Consider the following 18,075-nt stretch of genomic DNA (forward strand, 5'->3'; position numbering starts at 1 on the left):
AATGAAGGATTCGCTGAATATAAAAGCTGCCCTGCAGGGAAGTAAGCCCAGAAACTTTCCCATGGTTTCCCGTGTAGTGTTCGGATCGGGAAGTTTTGATCAGCTGGATGAAATTCTGGAGCCGCTAAGGGGAGACGCTGAGGGTATCGTGGTTTTCCTGATGGATGATGTTTTTGAAGATACGCATTTGCATGGGCGGATTCCTTCCATGGAGCAGGACTTGTTAATCCTTATCTCTGCCAAAGAGGAACCCAAAACAGAGCAGGTGGATGCCCTGGCGGCTCACATCACCCGAAATGCTTCAGACTTGCCGGTAGCCGTCGTGGGGATCGGAGGAGGTACACTCCTGGACCTGGCAAAGGCGGTTGCGATAATGGTAAATAATACGGGAAGTTCAGCTGAATATCAGGGATGGGATTTGGTCAATACTCCCGCGGTATACCATATAGGGGTGCCGACACTTAGTGGTACCGGGGCTGAAGTTTCCAGGACTACGGTGCTTATGGGGCCTGAACGAAAGCTTGGTATCAATTCGGATTATACGCCTTTTGATCAGGTAATCCTCGATCCCGACCTTACCATAGGCGTACCCAGGGATCAGTGGTTTTTCACCGGGATGGATTGCTATATCCATTGCGTGGAATCCCTTAATGGCAGCTATATCAACGCCTTTAGCCAGAGTTACGGGGAAATGGCACTTGCACTTTGCAAGGAGGTTTTTTTAGAGGACCTGAGCCCTGAGGAAAGCCGCGAAAAACTGATGATGGCCTCATGGCATGGGGGAATGAGTATTGCCTACAGCCAGGTTGGCATAGCCCATGCGTTGAGTTATGGCCTCGCCTATGTGATGGGAACTCCGCACGGACTTGGGAATTGTTTGGTATTCCAGCATTTGGAAGCATTTTACCCGGAAGGTGTCCGTCTTTTCAGGCAGATGCTCCGAAAACACCATATTGAATTGCCCCTTAAGATCACGCGTTCCTGTTCTCAGTCCGATTTTGAGACCATGATAGAGGTGTCCTATGGCATGGAACCGCTTTGGGAAAATGCCCTCGGCCCGGACTGGAAGTCAATAATCAGCCGGGATCAGCTCCTGGAAATCTTTCAGAAAATCTGACCCTCCCTGCATGAAAACTGTATCCTCGTTTATTTATCACAACATAATGGGTTGGAAGTTTGAAGGTCCCATGCCCCGGATTAAAAAATGTGTCTTTGCGGTGGTCCCCCATACCCATTGGATGGATTTTATAGTTGGGTTGCTGATTCGGGAACTCATCGGTGTGCCCATCAATTTTATAGGCAAGAAAAGCCTCTTTGAAGGCCCTTTCGGCTGGTTTTTCAAAAAAGCCGGGGGTGCGCCTGTGGACCGCTCCAAGCGAAGTGATACGGTAGAAGCTGTGGCCGACCTGTTCAGGGAACGGGAGGAATTCCGATTGGCACTCGCCCCGGAAGGCACTCGGAAAAAGGTTGATACCTGGAAAACCGGGTTCTATTATATAGCCGTGGCCGCTGAGGTTCCCATTGTGCTGGTCGCCTTTGACTACGGTAAAAAAACAGTCCGTTTTTCGGAACCCATGTACCCCAGCGGGGATTACGATACGGATTACCCTATTTACCTTGAGTTTTTTAAGGACGTCGTTGGGAAGGTACCGGAATACACCTGATCGGACACGGTACCCAAATTCTGATACGCCCGAAAAGACCGGGCCCAGGCTCTCAAATCATTCCGGATCCTTTCAGGTTCCCACAAAGATGAAATGCAGGGAGCAGGCTTCCATGTCCCCGTCGTTGTCAAAATCGTATTCCCCTGTGTCGGCCCCTCCGTTAATGGAAAAGGTGTTGTCCTTAAAGGTGTGACCGTAGGTATCCCAGTCCCCGGGTTCTTCGTCCCAGACAATGGCAAAGTAGTAGCTGCCCTGCCACAATTCCCAGAACATTTCTCCACTGACGGTATAGGCATCCCGGTCTATGGGGTTCAGGGTTACGGTAAAGCGGCCATTGGATTGCACCTTCATGCTGGCCGTGCCCCCGTCTTCTACAACATCCACCGAAGTAGTACTTACACTAAACTGGGCTTTGGTAGCCTCCCAGGTACCGGCTAATTCGCTGATCGGAAATGGGCCATCTTTGCTAAGTGCATCCTCCTCAATATCATCCGAGCTGCAGGAGTACGCAAAAGCCGCAAAGAGGACAATTAGGATATTTTTTAAAAGTTTCATGGTGGTAAATTTTGGTGGAAGAGGCAGAACCTCTTCTTGTTACACCTTTAAATTTACCGGCTTGTGAAGGGGCTGGCAATGATTTGCGTCAGCCTCACAGGTTGCCTCGGGTAAGCCAGCCCTGTATCGGCCCTACCGTGAATGGAGTGGGTTATTGCATGTAGGTATAACTTAGAGGGCTTTGCGCCGAAGAATTTACTCCTCCATGGAGTGGAACACATTCTGCACGTCGTCGTCCTCTTCGATCTTTTCGAGGAGTTTTTCGACTTCCTCAGCTTCTTCAGCCGTGAGGGCTTTAGTGACCTGGGGGATGCGTTCAAAGCCCGAAGACCGGATTTCAATTTCCCGGGCTTCGAGTTCCTTCTGTATGGCACCGAAACTTTCGAAAGGGGCATAAATATGCAGGCCATCTTCATCTTCAAACACCTCCTCGGCTCCAAAATCGATCATTTCGAGTTCCACTTCTTCAGGGTCTAACCCCTCCGGATCGATGCAGAAGTTGCAGGTATGGTCAAACATAAATTCCACGGAACCCGATGTGCCCAGGCTACCGTTGCACTTGTTGAAATAGCTGCGGATATTGGCTACTGTACGGGTATTGTTATCGGTGGCCGTTTCGATAAGGATCGCAATTCCGTGGGGGCCATAGCCCTCGAAGAGCACCTCTTTGAAGTCGCCCTGGGATTTGTCAGAGGCCCTTTTAATGGCCCTTTCAATATTGTCCTTGGGCATGTTTACGGCCTTGGCATTCTGAATCACGGCCCGCAGGCGGGAATTGTTGTTCGGGTCCGGACCGCCTTCCTTGACCGCCATCACGATGTCTTTCCCAATGCGCGTGAAAGCTTTGGACATGGCCGCCCATCGTTTGAGTTTCCTTCCTTTTCTAAATTCAAATGCTCTTCCCATACGGAGTTTTTCTTCTACGAATTCAAAAATATAAAATGCGGAAGCTTTTCCAAGCGGTTTAGTGCGTCTGTGATGCGTTATTCAGGATTTGTAGAAACCAGGGCTTCAATAGTCTCTGCCAGTTTAAAGTCCTTTTCGGTCACGCCTCCGGCATCGTGCGTGTTCAGTCGGATGTTCAGTTTGTTATATACATTACTCCAGTCCGGATGGTGATTCTGTGCCTCACATTCAAAGGCGATGCGGGTCATCAGGGTAAAGGCTTCTTTGAAATTCTGAAATTCAAAAGTCGTTTCCAGGGCGTTGTCATTGAGTTCCCACCCTTCGAGATTTGCGAGTTTATCTGAGATCTGGGCTTCCGTTAATTTTGTCATGGCAATGCTTTTTTGAGTTTGAATCCCAAAGGTACAAAGCCTATTGCTTAATCAGGTTATCGATGACCTCCTGATACTTCAATTGCAGATTTTTCGGGAGTAAATTTTCTCTTGGCAGTACGGCCAGATACCGTTCTTCGTTTGTGGTATAAACCCTTTTAAAGATCGGGTGGCGAAGACTGAGATGGCTTGTGACTTCCCGAATAAAGTCATCATGGTGCACCAGATCCGTAGATCCGAGATGGTAAATACCCGATTTATTGCGGTTCAGCATATAATGGACCTGCTGGGCAAATTTATCATCTGAGGTTACATTCATGACCAGGTTTGGAAAAACCTCTATGGGCTGCTCCTGTTCCAGTGCCTGTTTGATCTCCCTGATTCTGGGGGAGGTATTCCCAAAAACCATTGGCAGGCGCAGTATGGCCGATTTGCCTTTAGGCAGCCTGAGCAGCATATTCTCAATTCGGATTTTCAGCCTGCCGTAAATGCTCTCCGAGAGCGTTTTATCAAATTCAAAGGAGGGATACTTGCTGTAGGCGTCAAAGACATTTGCCGAGGAGAGGAAGAACAGGCGGGTCTTATGCGTGCTGAGGTATTCTGTAATATGGGCATGGGCCTGAACCTGAGCCCCGAAATCTCCCCGGAGGGCAGAAATGACAAAATCGGGTTTTACTTCCTGTAACAGTCTGTGGATGTCATCTTCCTGCATGTCGTACCGGAAGAATTGACCATTATCCTCAAAACTCCTCCTCGCGGAAAAGTAGGTGCCGTAGGTGTTGTAATAATTGCAGAGCTCTTTATAGAGGGCATTTCCCAGAAAACCGCTCGCCCCCAATATCAGTATTCGCTTTCCTGTTTCCTGCACCTGTAATACTGCTTACCCTTTGTAGAATGGTGGTTTCACCACGGTGGCCGGCAGGTTCTTTTTGCGGATTTGAATCCCGATCGGAGTCCCGATTTTTGAATGCGAAACGGGAACATACCCCATGCCAATTCCATTGCCCATAGAAGGGGACATGGTGCCTGAGGTTACTTCACCTATGGCATTTCCCTCAGCATCTGTAATGGTATATCCCTGTCTCGGAATACCGCGTTCGGAAAGCTCAAAACCAACCAGTTTTCGCTCCACACCCGCTTCCTTCTGGGCTTTCAGGCCTTCGCTATTGACAAAATCTTTGGTAAATTTTGTGATCCAGCCCAGTCCGGCTTCCAAAGGGGATGTCGTATCATTTATATCATTGCCGTATAGGCAATAACCCATTTCGAGACGGAGGGTGTCCCGGGCTGCCAAACCTATGGGTTTAATGCTATAGGACGCACCGGCTTCCAGAACCCGATCCCAGATTTGCTGCACTTCATCATTTTTGCAATAAATCTCAAAACCTCCGGACCCGGTATAACCTGTTGCTGAGATAATGACATAAGGAACGTCAGCGAAATCCCCGACAACAAAATGGTAAAACGGGATGCCTGCCAGATCCACAGAACTCAGGGATTGCATGGCCTCGGCGGCTTTTGGCCCCTGAATGGCGAGAAGGGAGTACTCCTCCGACAAATCCCGCATTTCGGCCCCTATTGCATCGTTATATCCGGAGATATGTGCCCAGTCTTTATCGATATTTGAAGCATTGACCACCAAAAGATAGGTTTCAGGTTTAACCCGGTATACAATCAGGTCATCAACGATGCCCCCGGTTTCGTTGGGAAGGCAGCTGTATTGGGCACGGCCTACTTCGAGCTTGGAAGCGTCGTTTGAAGTCACCTTCTGGATGAGTTCCAGCGCTTTGGGACCCTCGATGAGAAATTCCCCCATATGCGATACATCAAAAACCCCGACTCCTTCACGCACGGTCTGATGTTCAGCTGTTACTCCTTCGTAGGAAACTGGCATGTTGTATCCTGCAAAAGGAACCATTTTCGCCCCCAGGGCGCGATGTGTTTCTGAAAGGGCTATTTCTTTCATAGTGATGGTTTTTAATGGGCTGTAAAAGTATTGAAAATCTTTGGAAGATTCCGTTGCGGAATCCGCTGTTTAACGCAGTGCGTCCCTCAATTCCTCATAGGTGCTGATATCCGTAAAAACCTTTTCCCGATCCAGGAGTCCCCTGATCTGCTCGGGGAGTTCCAGGCGGGTCTCTAAACAGGATTCCACCGTTTCCCTGAATTTAATGGGATGTGCGGTTTCCAGGAAAATACCCCGTGCCTCCGGGTGTGTTTTCAGGTATTGCTTTAGCCCTAGGTATCCTACGGCCCCATGCGGGTCTGCGATATACCCAAAATCGGCAAAGAGTTCTTGGAGGGCCTCCAGGGTTTGCGCATCGGTAAAGGAGGTGGCCGTTAGTTCAGAAGCCATATTTGGAAAATCCTGCTGAAAGAGCTCCTGAATCCGGATAAAATTGCTGGGATCTGCTACGTCCATAGCATTGGAGAGGGTTGGGATGGCAGGTTTGGGCTGGTAATCCAGGGTTTTCATAAACCTGGGCACGGTATCATTCGTATTGGTAGCCGCAATAAATTGGCCACAGGGCATACCCATGTGGGAGGCGAGCATTCCGGCGCATAGATTCCCGAAATTTCCGCTGGGTACTGAAAAAACAGGTTCGGTAGTTTCGCCAGGCAACTGCTGTAGGGCCCTGACGTAATACAACATCTGGGGCAGCCACCGGGCTACATTAATACTATTGGCTGAGGTCAGTTCCTGATTTTCGCGCAGGACCGGATCCTGAAATGCCTGTTTGACCATGGCCTGACAGGTATCAAAAGTACCGGATACCCTCAGCGCCCGGATATTTGCCCCGAGCGTGGTCAACTGACGTTCCTGAATATCGCTGACCTTGTCTTTGGGATAGAGGATAACGACCTCAACGCCTGGAACATTTAGAAACCCTCTGGCCACGGCACCGCCGGTATCCCCGCTGGTGGCTACCAGAACGACTGTTTTGCGGTCTGTTTGTTCTGAGAAGTACCCTAAGCAACCAGCCATGAAAGTGGCTCCGACATCCTTGAATGCCATAGTAGGCCCGTGAAAAAGTTCCAGAACTGAAATATGCGCTGTCAGCTGCCGTAAGGGGAACTCAAAACTCAGGGTTTTTGCAAGGATCTGGCGAAGCTGGGGTGCAGGGATGGACGCTCCGGTAAAGGCCTGCATGAGTTCATTGGCGACCTCATTAAAATCGCGCCCTCCCAGATTCTTCCAGAAGACCGGGGGAAATTCCGGGATTTGTTTTGGAAAATAGAGCCCCCTGTCCGGGGCAATTCCCCTAAGGGTTGCTTCCTTAAAGGAGACTTCTGGAGATTGTTTCCCAAGACTGTAATACTTCATTTCTTCAGCTGCTTATTTAACACTATCCGTCTGGTAATTCCAGAGCCGAACGCCCCTGTGATTTATGGCCGAGGTATACGTTTTGAAAGGAATTCCCAGGGATTGATAGCAATTTATCAGACTCTTTTCTGTGTTCAGGGCAACTTCCGGTCCTGTGGTTAAGGCAAAAACGGAAGGTCCGGATCCTGAAATCCCAAATCCCAGGGCTCCTGCTTTTAAGGCGGCCTGGCGAAGGTCGTCAAACCCGGGAATGAGCAGGGAACGAAGTGGCTCGATGATACGATCTTCCAAAGACCTGCTGATCAGGCCGTAATCCTCAGTGAACAATCCGGTAATCAAACCCCCTACATTACCCCATTGCCGGATTCCTTTTTCAAGGCTGATGGTGCGTTTGAGAATGCTCCGGGAATCCGAGGTTTTTAATTCGATTTGCGGGTGTAACAAGGCTGCGTGCAATAGTGGAGGGCAGTGGACTTTAGCAATATCCAGGGGGTCATAACTCCGGATCAGTGTAATTCCCCCATAGAGGGCCGGGGCCACATTATCGGCATGTGGTGAACCACTGGCCAGGGCTTCTCCCAGGGAGGCAAACCCTACAAGTTGCAAAGGCGTAAAAGGATCCCCCAGCAATTTGTTGATCGCCCAGACCGCTCCGGCGGCACTCGCAGCACTACTTCCGATACCGCTACCCGGCAGGATGTTTTTTTCAATTTCAATTGCGACTCCTCCCTGATAATGGGCAGCGTCCAAAAGCGCAAGGGCAGCGACCCCTGCGACATTTTTTTCGGCTTCCATGGGAAGGTCTCCCCCTGTGATCCGGGTTATCTGTACTCCTTTTTCCTGGGTAAGGGAAACGTTCATCCGGTCTCCAATACCCTCCAGGGCCATGCCGAGCACATCGAAGCCACAGGAGAGGTTAGCGATAGTGGCCGGGCAGAAAATTGAAATTTTAGTCGATTCCATAGATGGACTAACAAGTTGTTTTTAATAATTACCGGTGCGGATGATATCTGCAAAGAGTCCTGATGCTGTCACCTCCGCTCCGGCCCCTGCTCCCTTAATCATGAGGGGTTGTTCGGGGTACCGGTCCGTGTAGAACAAGACGATATTGTCACTTCCCCTGAGGTTGTAAAAATCATGGCCTTCCGGAATTTCTTCCAAGCCAACGGAAGCTTTGCCATTGTTGAGTTCCGCGACATACTTCAGCCTCGCCCCTTTTTTCTTTGCGGCGGACAACAGTGTCTTAAAATGGGGTTCTCCACGCTCAAGTGTATTGTAGAACGCGTCGATATCTGCTGAATCCCCGGCGCCTTCCGGCAGGAAAGAATGATTTTCTATGTCTTGAAGTTCCAGCTCCAACCCACTCTCGCGGGCCAAAATCAAAATCTTTCGCATCACATCAACACCGCTGAGGTCGATCCTGGGGTCGGGTTCCGTAAACCCCTGGAGCTGTGCCTCACGAACCACATTTGCAAAAGGTTCAGACCCGTCATAGGTATTGAAAATAAAATTGAGACTACCCGAGAGAACCGCCTGAATCTTCCGGACGCGATCTCCGGAGAGAATCAGGTTCTTAAGAGTGTCAATCACGGGGAGCCCTGCACCCACATTGGTCTCAAAGAGAAAAGGTACGCCATAGGTTCGCGATAAGGCTTTCAGCTTCAGATAGCCAGAATACACAGAAGAACAGGCAATCTTGTTACAGGTAACTACCGCTACGCTTTCCTGCAGGTATTTGGAGTACCAACCGGAAATTTCGGCACTTGCCGTATTATCTATGAAGACAGAATTCCTGAGATTCGCATTTCTAACCACATCATAAAAGGCCTGTGGACTGGCCGCTGTTCCTTCCTCAAGTTCCGATTTCCACCGGGCCAGGGGTATTCCCGATTGCCGGTATACCATTTTCCTGGAATTTGAAATCCCTACCACCCGAATGAGCAGTCGATGCTCTTTCTTCAGGAATTTCTGCTGATCCCGGATCTGGTTCAGCAGGCGGGCGCCAACATTGCCCACCCCCATCACAAAAAGGTTCAACTGCTTTACCTGTTCTTCGAAAAAAGTCTCATGAAGGGTATTCAGGGCTTTTTTTACATCCACACTCCTGATCACAGCTGAAATATTGCGCTCCGAGGCTCCCTGGGCAATAGCGCGAATGTTGACATTGTTTCTTCCCAGGGTGCTGAACATTCTACCACTCAGCCCCTGATGTTCCTTCATTCGATCGCCAACCAGGGCAACGATGGAAAGGTCCTTTTCTTCTTTTACCGGATAGATTTCGCCCTTTTCGATTTCTCTGTCAAAGGCCCGGTTAACCTCGCGGGCGGCGATGGATGCCTGGTTTTCATTAATACCGACACAAATGGAATGCTCGGAAGATGCCTGGGTAATAAATACGATATTGATTCCCTTTTGAGACAGGACCTTAAAAAACCGATTGCTGATACCGGGAATACCGATCATCCCCGGGCCCTCAAGAGAGAGGAGTGCGATCCCTGGCACGTAACTGATACCGCGTACGGTTCTTCCGTGGGGGTTGCCATCCGACTCTATAAGTGTTCCGGGTTCATCAGGGGAAAAGGTGTTTTTGATCAGAATGGGAATACCCGCCTGAAAAGCTGGGCGTATCGTGGGCGGATAAAGGACTTTGGCCCCAAAATGGGAAAGTTCCATGGCCTCTTCGTAGGATAAGGTGGGTATGGGGCGGGCACCTTTAACCAACCTGGGATTTGCGGTAAACATTCCGCTGACATCGGTCCATATCTCCAACAGATCTGCCCTGAGGGCTCCGGCAATAAGGGCAGCAGAATAATCCGACCCTCCCCTTCCAAGCGTTGTGGTATCTCCTTCGCCATTAGATGCGATAAACCCGGGCAAAACAACAACCGGATCTGTTCCCCTGAGTACGGCCTTTATCTTAGTCTCTGTTTTTTCCTGGTTCACCCGGGCATTTCCGAAAGTGTCATCGGTAAGGATCAGCTCACGACTGTCCTGAAATACAGCATTAAGTCCCTTGCTTTTATAGAATTTCGCAATGATAAAGGCCGAAAGGAGTTCTCCGAAACTAACAATTTTATCGCGAAGTTTTGGGGTGGATTCCCCTATGAGGTAGGCCCCTTCCAAAAGCGTCTCCAATGTATTGAGCTCCTTTTTGACTTTGCTCAGTACGGGGGCATGCTCAGCAACGGGCAGTAAACCCCGGACGGTATTCAGATACCTTGTTTCTATTTCCTCCAGGGATTCTCGCCACTCTTCCCGCTGGTCAGCGGCATGAAATGTGGCTTCCAGCAATAAGTCGGTAACCCCGCCCAGGGCGGAAACCACTACAAAAACAGGGGTTTCTGAGCGGGAAACAATTTCAAGGGTTGCCGAAATTGCCTCCGGACCTGCTACGGAACTTCCGCCAAATTTAAGTACCCTCATCTTCCTGTTTCGCTTTTTTATGGCGTTTTGAAATCCTTTGGTACACTGGGATCAGTAGAGGGTTTCCAAGGCCATTGGTTTAAAAATCGATGCGGCTAAAATCCTTTTAAGGTAGCCCTAAACCTTCAAATGTAGTATATTTCAAAACCAGACCAAACAGGAAGGGCTGAATTGTATGGAAATGGGTTTTCAGCCCATTTTTCTTTCGAATCCCCGTCACATTTAGTTCCTTTATCAATGGAATCCATTTTGGCCCCAGGACATGAAAATTTTAAACCGCGCACAAATTTACGAGGCTGACAAGCACACGCTTGCTGCCCAGGAGATCTCCAGCACAGACCTGATGGAGCGGGCGGCGACACGGATCTTTGAATGGTTGGACAAGCGCCTTCAGGGCGCTCCTTTAAACATCCATATATTTTGCGGTATTGGAAATAATGGCGGAGATGGTTTGGTCCTGGCCCGTCAACTTGTGGAGCACGGCTATCACGTTGAGGTTTATGTCGTAAAATACAGCACGTCCCGGTCCCCTGAATTCCTGACAAACTTAAAACGCCTGAAAGCCCGGAAAATCTGGCCGGAATACCTGGATTCTGATAGCCCGATTCCTGAGTTATCCCCCGAAGACCTTATTGTTGATTGCGTTTTTGGAATAGGACTCAACAGGCCACCGGAGCCGTGGATCGGGCTCCTGTTCCAGGCGTTAAATAGCTCCAAAGCCTTTATCCTGAGTATTGATATGCCATCGGGCATGTACATGGACCGGCCCGTTGAAGACTCTGAAAAGGTTATAAGTGCCAGTCACGTCCTGACATTTGGAGGTCCAAAACTTGTCTTTTTCCTGCCTCAAACCGGGAGCCTGGTCAGGCAATGGGAAGTTTTGGATATCGGTCTGGATAAGGGCTATCTGCAAGGGGTAGAGGCCCAATACACCATGATCCAGGGCGGCCAATTGCAATCTGCGTACCGAACGCGCTCAAAATTCTCCCACAAAGGCACATACGGACACGCGCTTATTGTCGGGGGAAGTCAAGGAAAAATCGGGGCAGTGGCCCTGGCGTCAAAGGCAGCCCTTTTAAGCGGGGCAGGTCTGGTTACCGCTTGCGTCCCCGAATGTGGGTATATTCCGCTTCAGTCCCTATTGCCTGAGGTCATGGTACAAACCACGCCGGGCATGGAGCAGCACGTGGAATTACCTGAAGGAGCAGCTGGCCAAACCATGGGAATTGGTATGGGTATGGGCACCGGCCCGGCGGTTCAAAAAGCCTTCCTGTCCTGGTTAAAGCTTCAGAAGAAACCGGTACTCCTGGATGCAGATGCCCTGAACATCCTCAGTGCAAACCCGGAGGCTTTCCCGTTTATCCCGGGCCAAAGTATCCTCACGCCCCATCCCGGGGAATTGAAACGACTTCTGGGAGCCTGGAAAGACGATTTTGAAAAGCTTGATAAAGCTCTGGAATTTGCGCTAAAATGGAAGTGTATTCTGCTGATAAAGGGAGCACATACGGTGGTACTGCATTCAGGTAAAGGGGAGATCAATAGTACCGGAAACCCGGGTATGGCCACGGCCGGTAGTGGCGATGTACTAAGCGGAATCATTACAGGTCTTCTCGCCAGTGGTTATCCACCCATACAGGCAGCGCGGCTAGGCGTTTATCTGCACGGCAGGGCAGGGGATATAATGGCGAAAGAAACAGGTTATGAAGCCCTTACGGCTTCCGGAATACTCTCTGGAATTGGAGCGGCATTCAAAGAACTCTCAGGAGAAGTCACCCAGACCGAAGTCCAGGACGAAGAATCCGAAAATACAGAAGTGACAGAGGACTGAAAGAACCGGACCTTATTCGGGATTGCTGAGGATAATCTTATTTCGCACCCATTTAAGGGCCTGGTGGTAATCCACGAAATATTTCATGGGATTCTTGTAGAACAATTTCTCAATATGAAAGTTGTGCATGTCTACCTCCTTGTTGGAGACAACTGCGAACGCTTTCAGATTATCGAGTTGCCTAAAATAGGTATACACCGTAGGATCGATGGCATAGGAATTAATCCTGTGACTGATAAAACCAAAATTCTTATCCCGGAAGTGGATTTCGGAGATCCCGATAATTTGATAGGCTCGTTCAAGAGTCAGGGTGGCGCCCTGATCAAAAATCGATACCAGATAGTTTTCAAATACCTGAATCTTTCCAACATCCAACAGGTATTCCCTGACGATTACCGTCTTTTTAGCAGGTCCCAAATCCATTCTATTTTCATTTAGTGTCTCAGGACGAAAGTAGACGGAGGGTATGCGAATGAGAAAAAATTTAGATTAATGACATAAATATCGTTTCTACGGTAGTCGCAATTACGGGCTTGTATAGTTATTCTTACGTAAGCTCATATTGGCCATAAAAAAAGGAGTCGCATTTCTACGACTCCTTGTGAAAAAAAATTCCTACAAGCTTAGGCTTCTTTGGAGGATTTACTCGCTTTGGTAATCTTGATTGTGAGCTTATCTTCCTTCTTATCGAGATCCATCGCAATACTGTCTCCTTCCTGCAGCTTTGAATTGACAATTTCTTCAGCCAGGGCATCTTCGATGTATTTCTGAATCGCCCTTTTCAAGGGTCGGGCGCCGTATTCCTTATCGAAGCCTTTTTCAGAAATGTAGTCCTTGGCCTCATCTGAAAGTTTTAATTCATATCCGATGTCCCTGATCCGCTCATATAGCTTTTTGAGCTCGATGTCTATGATCTTGTGAATATCCTCACGCTCCAGAGGGTTGAAGACCATGACGTCGTCAATCCGGTTGAGGAACTCCGGGGCAAATGCCTTTTTAAGGGCATTCTCGATAACACTTTTCTGATGTGAATCTGCCTGGGATTTTTTTGCAGACGTCCCAAAACCAACACCCTGTCCAAAATCCTTCAGTTGGCGGGCACCAATATTGGAGGTCATGATAATGATTGTATTCCGGAAATCGATTTTCCGCCCGAGACTGTCTGTCAGAAAACCGTCATCCAATACCTGCAAGAGCATATTGAAGACATCCGGGTGGGCTTTTTCCACCTCGTCCAGCAGAATTACAGAATAGGGTTTGCGCCGGACCTTTTCAGTCAGCTGTCCCCCTTCTTCGTAACCGACGTATCCGGGAGGTGCTCCTACAAGTCTTGAAATCGCAAATTTTTCCATGTATTCACTCATGTCGATGCGGATCAGTGCATCTTCAGAATCGAATAACTCCTTGGCCAGTACTTTGGCCAATTGGGTTTTACCCACGCCCGTTTGCCCGAGGAAAATAAAACTCCCTATTGGCTTATTGGGGTCCTTGAGACCTGCTCGGTTTCGCTGAATGGCTTTGGCTACCTTGGCAACAGCTTCATCCTGGCCGATCACATTATTCTTGATCAACTCAGGTAATTCAGCCAGTTTGTTGCTTTCGGTCTGGGCAATCTTATTGACCGGGATACCACTCATCATGGAAACTACATCAGCCACGTTTTCTTCAGAAACCGTCTCCCTGTGCAATTTGCTGTCCTCTTCCCATTTCTCCTGTGCAATGGCCAAATCCTTCTCCAGGCGTTTTTCATCGTCCCGAAGTTTGGCGGCCTCTTCATAGCGCTGTTTTTTAACGACGCTATTTTTGAGTTCCCGCACTTCTTCCAACTGCTTTTCGAGCTCAAGGATTTGTTTGGGGACGTCCATATTGATAATGTGCACCCGCGACCCCGCCTCGTCCAGGGCATCAATGGCTTTGTCCGGAAGGAAGCGATCCGTGATATAGCGATTGGTCAGCTTAACACAGGCATCGATCGCCTCGTCCGTATAATTTACGTTGTGGTGATCTTCGTATTTCCCTTTGATATTCTGGAGGATCTCAATAGTTTCTTCTACAGAAGTGGGTTCCACCATTACCTTTTGGAATCGACGCTCAAGGGCACCGTCCTTTTCGATATACTGCCTGTATTCGTCAAGGGTAGTAGCTCCGATACATTGGATTTCACCCCGGGCCAGGGCAGGTTTAAACATATTGGAGGCATCCAGGCTACCCGTTGCTCCGCCCGCTCCTACAATAGTGTGGATCTCATCGATAAAGAGAATAACCTCGTCATTTTTTTCGAGCTCATTCATTACTGCCTTCATCCGTTCCTCGAATTGACCCCTGTACTTTGTGCCTGCCACAAGGGAGGCCAGATCCAGGGTGACTACACGCTTGTTATAGAGGATACGGGATACTTTTTTGTTGATGATGCGCAAGGCCAAACCTTCAGCGATGGCACTTTTACCCACACCGGGCTCTCCGATAAGCAGCGGATTGTTCTTTTTGCGACGACTCAGGATCTGCGAGACGCGCTCGATTTCTTTTTCGCGTCCGACGACCGGGTCGAGTTTGTTTTCCTCAGCAAGCTGGGTGAGGTCACGGCCGAAGTTATCGAGAACAGGAGTTTTGGATTTTTTATTTCCTTTCTGGGAAGATCCGCCGGAATAAGAACCCTCTTTGCCCTCGCCTACGTCATCAGAATCACTGGGAAACGATTCAGCGGAGGGCGAATCGCTGTAATCTTCCTCACTGTCACTTGTTATCATACTCTTAAACTGTTCTTTCACCCCGTCGTAATCTACCTTCATCTTGTGGAGGAGTTTTGTCGTGGGGTCGTTTTCATTTCGAAGGATGCAGAGTAACAGGTGTGCCGTATTTATGGAAGAACTCTGAAATAGTTTCGCCTCCAGAAATGTTGTTTTTAACGCCCGTTCCGCCTGTCGGGTCAGGTGAAGGTTCTTTTTATCCTTTGGCAGAGAAGTGGCACTTGGGTTGGGGGGGCTGAGAATTTCAACCTTCCTGCGCAGGTGATCCAGATCCACTTCCATGGCATCGAGAATGCTTATCGCTTTCCCGTTTCCATCCCGAAGCAGGCCCAACATCAGGTGCTCGGTCCCGATAAAATCGTGGCCGAGTCGCAGTGCTTCCTCCTTGCTGTAGGCAATTACGTCCTTTACTCTTGGTGAAAAATTATCATCCATAAAACCTCCTTAAAGTCTTTCTAAAATTACGAAATCTATTCATAAGAACGTCAAATACCGTACCCATATTCCTTATGTAGGAACGAAAAGACAAAATTTAAGAAGATTTACAAAAAATTTAACCTGAAAATTATCAACCTTTCAAGGGGGTGTTTCTGTTGATAAATTCCTTAATAAATCAATTTTAATATCTTCTGAAAAGGCCGTTTTTCCGTATATTGGCATGATTTTTTAACCTCAGGAACAGAAAGAAAACTGCATTATGGCGGAAGGAGAAAAATTGATCCCTATTAACATTGAAGATGAGATGAAATCGGCCTATATCGACTATTCGATGTCGGTCATAGTGTCACGTGCTCTGCCAGATGTTCGGGATGGACTGAAACCGGTTCACCGAAGGGTACTTTATGGCATGCACGAACTCGGAGTTCGCTCTACAAGCGCACACAAGAAATCCGCGAGGATTGTGGGTGAAGTGCTCGGTAAGTATCACCCTCATGGGGATACTTCCGTTTACGATACCATGGTGCGTATGGCCCAGGACTGGAGCCTGCGGTACATGCTGGTAGACGGACAGGGGAATTTTGGGTCAATCGATGGGGACAGCCCTGCAGCAATGCGATATACAGAGGCTCGTATGCGCAGGATTGCCGATGAAATGCTGGCTGATATCGATAAGGAAACTGTGGATCATCAGCTGAATTTCGACGACTCCCTTCAGGAGCCAAAAGTGTTGCCCACCCGTATTCCAAACCTTTTGATTAACGGCGCATCCGGGATTGCCGTTGGAATGGCGACCAATATGCCACCGCACAACCTCTCGGAAGTTGTGGACGGGACCATTGCTTTTATCGATAACAGGGACATTGAGATTGATGAGCTCATACAGCATATCAAGGCCCCGGATTTCCCAACAGGTGGGATTATCTATGGGTACGAAGGTGTAAAGGAGGCCTTCCATACAGGAAGGGGCCGGGTAGTGATGCGCGCCAAAGCGAGTTTTGAGGAAGTTCAGGGCAAGGAGTGCATTGTGGTTACCGAGATTCCGTACCAGGTCAACAAGGCCGATATGATCAAAAAGACGGTAGACCTGATCAACGATAAAAAAATTGAAGGTATTTCCGCTATTCGGGACGAGTCCAACCGGAAAGGGATGCGTGTTGTTTACGTCCTCAAAAGGGATGCGATTCCGAATATCGTCCTCAATACCTTATATAAGTACTCTGCACTTCAGTCTTCCTTCAGCGTCAACAACATTGCCCTTGTTAATGGAAGGCCCCAATTGCTGAACCTAAAGGAGATGATTACACATTTTGTGAATCATCGGCATGATGTGGTTACCCGTCGCTCTGAATACGAGCTTCGGAAAGCAGAGGAAAGAGCCCATATCCTCGAAGGCCTGATCATCGCTTCGGACAATATCGACGAAGTCATCGCCATCATCAGAGGGTCCGCAAACGCCGAGGAAGCCCGGAGCAATTTGATCAAGCGCTTCGAGCTGACAGAGATACAGGCGCGCGCCATAGTCGAAATGCGGTTGCGTCAGCTTACAGGCCTGGAACAGGATAAATTGCGGAGTGAGTACGAAGATGTCCTTGCCACCATTGAGGATCTGAAAGACATACTTGCCCGTGAGGAGCGGCGTATGAATATCATTAAGGAAGAACTCCTTGAGGTAAAGGAACGTTATGGGGATACGCGTCGCTCTGAGATCAATTATGTAGGCGGAAGCCTCAGCATTGAGGATATGATTCCGGATGAGCAGGTGGTAATCACGATTTCCCATGCCGGATATATCAAACGAACGCCATTAGCGCAGTACAAGACTCAGAATCGGGGTGGCGTAGGGCAGAAAGCCTCAGCGACCCGAAATGAGGATTTCCTCGAACATCTCTTTGTAGGGACCAACCACCAGTACATGTTGTTCTTTACTCAGAAGGGACAGTGTTACTGGCTACGGGTTTATGAAATTCCCGAAGGCAGTCGTACTTCCAAGGGAAGGGCGATTCAAAACCTGATTAATATTGCCCCGGAAGACAAGGTAAAAGCCTTTATCTGTACCCGGGATCTTAAGGATGAGGATTACTGCAACAGCCACTATGTGATCATGGCCACCAAAAAAGGTGTGGTTAAGAAAACACCTTTGGAACAGTATTCAAGGCCGCGTCAGAATGGGATTATCGCCATAAATATCCGTGAAGGAGATGAGTTGCTTGAAGCCAAGTTGACTACAGGTTCGAGCGAGATTTTCCTCGGTCTTAAATCCGGAAAAGCCATACGTTTTGAGGAGAGTAAAACCCGCCCGATGGGACGGAATGCATCCGGCGTACGGGGAATTACCCTGGCCAGTGAAGACGATGAAGTCGTGGGAATGTTGTCTGTTCACAATTTCGATGAGGACATTCTTGTCGTTTCCGAACACGGTTATGGCAAGCGCTCCAGCATTGATGATTACAGGATCACGAACCGGGGAGGGAAAGGTGTCAAGACCATTTCCATTACCGATAAGACCGGCGGGCTCGTCGCTATAAAGAATGTCTCCGATCTGGATGATCTGATGATCATCAATAAATCAGGGATTGCCATTCGGATGAGCGTTGAGGATCTGCGGACTATGGGGCGGGCAACTCAGGGTGTGCGCCTGATCAACTTAAAGGATTCGGATTCCATTGCGGCTGTGGCCAAAGTAATGAAGGACGAAGAGGACGTAGACGATACGGATATCCTCAATATGGATGTACAAACAGAAGATGGCACGTCTCTTGATAATGATGAAACGTCAGATGATCCGAATACCCCTGAAACCACGTAAATAAACAAA

The 18,075-nt window shown here is 48.8% G+C and carries 14 protein-coding genes; 4 read left to right on the forward strand and 10 right to left on the reverse strand.

The window, feature by feature from the left end; genetic code table 11:
- The first annotated feature begins 1 nt into the window (after position 1).
- A complete protein-coding gene (locus QU605_RS13380) occupies positions 2–1,117 on the forward strand; it encodes an iron-containing alcohol dehydrogenase family protein (protein WP_289725826.1) in 1,116 nt (371 codons plus the stop codon).
- Between the two features lie 10 nt (positions 1,118–1,127).
- Positions 1,128–1,664 (forward strand): 1-acyl-sn-glycerol-3-phosphate acyltransferase, encoded by a 537-nt coding sequence (locus QU605_RS13385; protein WP_289725827.1) that lies wholly within the window; start codon positions 1,128–1,130, stop codon positions 1,662–1,664.
- Between the two features lie 72 nt (positions 1,665–1,736).
- On the opposite strand, the gene QU605_RS13390 is transcribed toward QU605_RS13385, so the two are convergent.
- The 8 genes from QU605_RS13390 to thrA all read right to left on the reverse strand — a co-directional run bounded on the left by QU605_RS13390 (position 1,737) and on the right by thrA (position 10,244).
- On the reverse strand, positions 1,737–2,219 hold the full coding sequence (locus tag QU605_RS13390) for a hypothetical protein (protein WP_289725828.1): 483 nt from the start codon (positions 2,217–2,219) through the stop codon (positions 1,737–1,739).
- 195 nt (positions 2,220–2,414) lie between these two features.
- Positions 2,415–3,125: a YebC/PmpR family DNA-binding transcriptional regulator gene (locus QU605_RS13395; RefSeq protein ID WP_289725829.1), complete on the reverse strand. Its 711-nt coding sequence runs from the start codon at positions 3,123–3,125 to the stop codon at positions 2,415–2,417.
- Positions 3,126–3,202: 77 nt separating this feature from the next.
- On the reverse strand, positions 3,203–3,496 hold the full coding sequence (locus QU605_RS13400) for a 4a-hydroxytetrahydrobiopterin dehydratase (protein WP_289725830.1): 294 nt from the start codon (positions 3,494–3,496) through the stop codon (positions 3,203–3,205).
- 40 nt (positions 3,497–3,536) lie between these two features.
- Positions 3,537–4,364 carry a sugar nucleotide-binding protein gene (locus tag QU605_RS13405; protein ID WP_289725831.1) on the reverse strand — a complete coding sequence of 276 codons (828 nt, stop codon included), beginning with the start codon at positions 4,362–4,364 and terminating at the stop codon, positions 3,537–3,539.
- 12 nt (positions 4,365–4,376) lie between these two features.
- On the reverse strand, positions 4,377–5,462 hold the full coding sequence (gene gcvT / locus QU605_RS13410) for a glycine cleavage system aminomethyltransferase GcvT (RefSeq protein ID WP_289725832.1): 1,086 nt from the start codon (positions 5,460–5,462) through the stop codon (positions 4,377–4,379).
- Between the two features lie 69 nt (positions 5,463–5,531).
- Positions 5,532–6,821, reverse strand: coding sequence for a threonine synthase (gene thrC / locus QU605_RS13415; protein WP_289725833.1), 1,290 nt, complete (start codon positions 6,819–6,821; stop codon positions 5,532–5,534).
- Positions 6,822–6,833: 12 nt separating this feature from the next.
- Positions 6,834–7,784, reverse strand: coding sequence for a homoserine kinase (locus tag QU605_RS13420; RefSeq protein ID WP_289725834.1), 951 nt, complete (start codon positions 7,782–7,784; stop codon positions 6,834–6,836).
- 21 nt (positions 7,785–7,805) lie between these two features.
- Complete coding sequence (gene thrA / locus QU605_RS13425; RefSeq protein ID WP_289725835.1) at positions 7,806–10,244, reverse strand: bifunctional aspartate kinase/homoserine dehydrogenase I; 2,439 nt, start codon at positions 10,242–10,244, stop codon at positions 7,806–7,808.
- A gap of 262 nt (positions 10,245–10,506) precedes the next feature.
- On the opposite strand from thrA, the gene QU605_RS13430 reads away from it, so the two are divergent.
- A complete protein-coding gene (locus QU605_RS13430) occupies positions 10,507–12,072 on the forward strand; it encodes an NAD(P)H-hydrate dehydratase (protein WP_289725836.1) in 1,566 nt (521 codons plus the stop codon).
- Between the two features lie 12 nt (positions 12,073–12,084).
- Here QU605_RS13430 and QU605_RS13435 read toward each other — a convergent pair whose 3' ends face one another.
- Positions 12,085–12,495 carry an STAS/SEC14 domain-containing protein gene (locus QU605_RS13435; RefSeq protein WP_289725837.1) on the reverse strand — a complete coding sequence of 137 codons (411 nt, stop codon included), beginning with the start codon at positions 12,493–12,495 and terminating at the stop codon, positions 12,085–12,087.
- A gap of 200 nt (positions 12,496–12,695) precedes the next feature.
- The gene (locus tag QU605_RS13440; protein WP_289725838.1) at positions 12,696–15,254 is read right to left on the reverse strand and encodes an ATP-dependent Clp protease ATP-binding subunit; all 2,559 of its coding nucleotides are present in this window, start codon (positions 15,252–15,254) and stop codon (positions 12,696–12,698) included.
- Between the two features lie 262 nt (positions 15,255–15,516).
- Between QU605_RS13440 and gyrA the strand changes: the two genes are divergently transcribed.
- Positions 15,517–18,066, forward strand: coding sequence for a DNA gyrase subunit A (gene gyrA, locus QU605_RS13445; protein WP_289725839.1), 2,550 nt, complete (start codon positions 15,517–15,519; stop codon positions 18,064–18,066).
- Positions 18,067–18,075: the final 9 nt, after the last annotated feature.

It is taken from the genome of Robiginitalea aurantiaca (assembly GCF_030380815.1).
In the GTDB taxonomy this organism is placed as follows: Bacteria; Bacteroidota; Bacteroidia; order Flavobacteriales; family Flavobacteriaceae; genus Robiginitalea; species Robiginitalea aurantiaca.

Excerpts from the sequence above, each read along its gene's own strand:
- QU605_RS13440 (WP_289725838.1), bottom strand. The coding sequence starts at position 15,254 with ATGGATGATAATTTTTCACCAAGAGTAAAGGACGTAATTGCCTACAGC.
- thrA (WP_289725835.1), bottom strand. The coding sequence starts at position 10,244 with ATGAGGGTACTTAAATTTGGCGGAAGTTCCGTAGCAGGTCCGGAGGCA.
- QU605_RS13390 (WP_289725828.1), bottom strand. The coding sequence starts at position 2,219 with ATGAAACTTTTAAAAAATATCCTAATTGTCCTCTTTGCGGCTTTTGCG.
- QU605_RS13430 (WP_289725836.1), top strand. The coding sequence starts at position 10,507 with ATGAAAATTTTAAACCGCGCACAAATTTACGAGGCTGACAAGCACACG.
- QU605_RS13435 (WP_289725837.1), bottom strand. The coding sequence starts at position 12,495 with ATGGATTTGGGACCTGCTAAAAAGACGGTAATCGTCAGGGAATACCTG.
- QU605_RS13400 (WP_289725830.1), bottom strand. The coding sequence starts at position 3,496 with ATGACAAAATTAACGGAAGCCCAGATCTCAGATAAACTCGCAAATCTC.
- thrC (WP_289725833.1), bottom strand. The coding sequence starts at position 6,821 with ATGAAGTATTACAGTCTTGGGAAACAATCTCCAGAAGTCTCCTTTAAG.
- QU605_RS13420 (WP_289725834.1), bottom strand. The coding sequence starts at position 7,784 with ATGGAATCGACTAAAATTTCAATTTTCTGCCCGGCCACTATCGCTAAC.
- QU605_RS13380 (WP_289725826.1), top strand. The coding sequence starts at position 2 with ATGAAGGATTCGCTGAATATAAAAGCTGCCCTGCAGGGAAGTAAGCCC.
- gyrA (WP_289725839.1), top strand. The coding sequence starts at position 15,517 with ATGGCGGAAGGAGAAAAATTGATCCCTATTAACATTGAAGATGAGATG.
- gcvT (WP_289725832.1), bottom strand. The coding sequence starts at position 5,462 with ATGAAAGAAATAGCCCTTTCAGAAACACATCGCGCCCTGGGGGCGAAA.
- QU605_RS13385 (WP_289725827.1), top strand. The coding sequence starts at position 1,128 with ATGAAAACTGTATCCTCGTTTATTTATCACAACATAATGGGTTGGAAG.
- QU605_RS13395 (WP_289725829.1), bottom strand. The coding sequence starts at position 3,125 with ATGGGAAGAGCATTTGAATTTAGAAAAGGAAGGAAACTCAAACGATGG.